The organism is Streptomyces mesophilus (genome assembly GCF_011044995.1).
GTDB lineage: Bacteria > Actinomycetota > Actinomycetes > Streptomycetales > Streptomycetaceae > Streptomyces > Streptomyces mesophilus.
The window spans coordinates 1-2,297 of record NZ_JAAKZW010000434.1 but is presented as its reverse complement, the minus strand read 5'-3'; the positions used below and the strand labels follow the sequence as shown (position 1 = coordinate 2,297).

Here is a 2,297-nt window from a genome sequence, read left to right as displayed (position 1 = left end):
GGGTGGGGGAAAGAAACCCACCCACCCCGCGCCGTACCCTGAACCCGCACCGCAAAGCCCCACGTCACACTGCCGCTCCAGCGCCGAAGCGGCGCACGCCAGCCCGCACGAGGAGCCGCACAGCCATGGCCGAACACCCCGCGTACCCCGTAGGCCTCCGCCTGACAGGCCGCCGAGTCATCGTCCTCGGCGCCGGCCAGGTCGCCCAGCGCCGCCTCCCGGCCCTCATCGCGGCCGGCGCGGACATCCTGCTCATCTCGCCGGAGGCGACCCCCTCCGTGGAGGCCATGGCGGATGCCGGCGAACTCCACTGGGAGCGCAGGAAGTACGAGCACGGCGACCTCGCCGACGCCTGGTACGCCTTGATCGCCACCAGCGACACGGCCGCCAACGAAGCGGCCAGCGCCGAAGCCGAGACCCGCCGCGTCTGGTGCGTACGCTCCGACGACGCCACCGCCGCCACCGCCTGGACCCCGGCGACCGGCCGCAGCGAGGGCGTCACCGTCGCGATCCTCACCACCGACCGCCCCGACCCCCGCCGCACCGCCGCCATCCGCGACGCGGTGGTGGAGGGCCTGCGTGACGGCACTCTCGTCGCCCCGCACCAGCGCCAGAAGACCCCGGGCGTCGCCCTGGTCGGCGGCGGCCCCGGCGACCCCGACCTGATCACGGTCCGCGGCCGCCGGCTCCTGGCCGAGGCGGACGTCGTGATCGCGGACCGCCTCGGCCCGCGCGACCTCCTCGCCGAACTCCCGCCCCACGTCGAGGTGATCGACGCCGCGAAGATCCCGTACGGCCGCTTCATGGCCCAGGAGGCCATCAACAACGCGCTGATCGAGCACGCCAAGGCCGGCAAGTCCGTCGTACGACTCAAAGGCGGCGACCCCTTCGTCTTCGGCCGCGGCATGGAGGAGGCCCAGGCGCTCGCCGAGGCCGGCATCCCGTGCACGGTCGTGCCCGGCATCTCCAGCTCGATCTCCGTGCCCGGAGCGGCGGGCATCCCGGTCACGCACCGGGGCGTGGCCCATGAGTTCACGGTCGTCAGCGGCCATGTCGCCCCCGACGACGAGCGCTCCCTGGTCGACTGGACGGCGCTCGCCAAGGCCCGCGGCACCCTCGTCGTCCTCATGGGCGTCGACAAGATCGGCAAGATCGCCGAGACCTTGATCGCGGGCGGCCGGGCCCCCGGGACCCCCGTGGCCCTCGTCCAGGAGGGCACGACCGCCACCCAGCGCCGCGTGGACGCCACCCTGGCGACCGTCGCGGAGATCGTGACGGCGGAGGAGGTCCGGCCGCCTGCGGTGATCGTCATCGGCGACGTCGTGACCGTCGGCCCAGGTAACCAGCGGTAACAGAAGTGGTGCCGCCCCGTTGGCACCGCACCGAGGACAAGGCAGTATCACCCTGTGGCCGATCTCATCCATGTCGAGGACCCCGACGACCCGCGCCTGCGCGACTACACCGGACTCACGGACGTAGAGCTGCGGCGCAAGCGCGAACCAGCCGAAGGGCTCTTCATCGCCGAGGGCGAGAAGGTGATCCGGCGCGCCAAGGACGCCGGATACGAGATGCGCTCGATGCTCCTGTCCGCCAAGTGGGTCGACGTCATGCGCGACGTCATCGACGAACTCCCGGCGCCCGTCTACGCGGTCAGCCCCGAGCTGGCCGAACGGGTCACCGGCTACCACGTGCACCGCGGCGCCCTCGCCTCGATGCAGCGCAAACCGCTGCCGACTCCCGAGGAACTCCTCACGACGGCCCGCCGCGTGGCCGTGATGGAAGCGGTCAACGACCACACCAACATCGGCGCCATCTTCCGTTCCGCCGCCGCCCTCGGCATGGACGCGGTCCTGCTCTCACCGGACTGCGCGGACCCGCTCTACCGCCGCTCGGTGAAGGTGTCGATGGGCGCGGTCTTCTCCGTCCCGTACGCACGCCTCGAGTCCTGGCCGAAGTCCCTGGAGACCGTACGGGAAGCGGGCTTCAACCTCCTCGCCCTCACCCCGGACGAGAAGGCCGCCACGCTCGACGACATGGCCCCGCACCGTATGGACCGCGTCGCACTGATGCTGGGCGCGGAAGGCGACGGCCTCTCCACCCAGGCCCTCGTGGCGGCCGACGAATGGGTCCGCATCCCGATGGCCCACGGCGTCGACTCCCTCAACGTGGGCGCGGCAGCGGCGGTGGCGTTCTACGCGGTGACGGCGGGACGGCCGCATTAGCCCGTCCGGCATCTCAGCCCCGCCGCACGCGCCCCCACCGCAACCTCTAGCCGCTCAGCCCACCCGAACCCGAAC

The 2,297-nt window shown here is 72.3% G+C and carries 2 protein-coding genes; both read left to right on the top strand.

Annotated features, from left to right (window positions below; translation table 11 throughout):
• Positions 1 to 125 precede the first annotated feature (125 nt).
• Positions 126 to 1,352: a uroporphyrinogen-III C-methyltransferase gene (cobA, locus tag G6045_RS40340; protein WP_165337219.1), complete on the top strand. Its 1,227-nt coding sequence runs from the start codon at positions 126 to 128 to the stop codon at positions 1,350 to 1,352.
• A gap of 54 nt (positions 1,353 to 1,406) precedes the next feature.
• The gene (locus G6045_RS40335) at positions 1,407 to 2,222 is read left to right on the top strand and encodes a TrmH family RNA methyltransferase (protein WP_165337218.1); all 816 of its coding nucleotides are present in this window, start codon (positions 1,407 to 1,409) and stop codon (positions 2,220 to 2,222) included.
• The last annotated feature ends 75 nt before the right edge of the window (positions 2,223 to 2,297 follow it).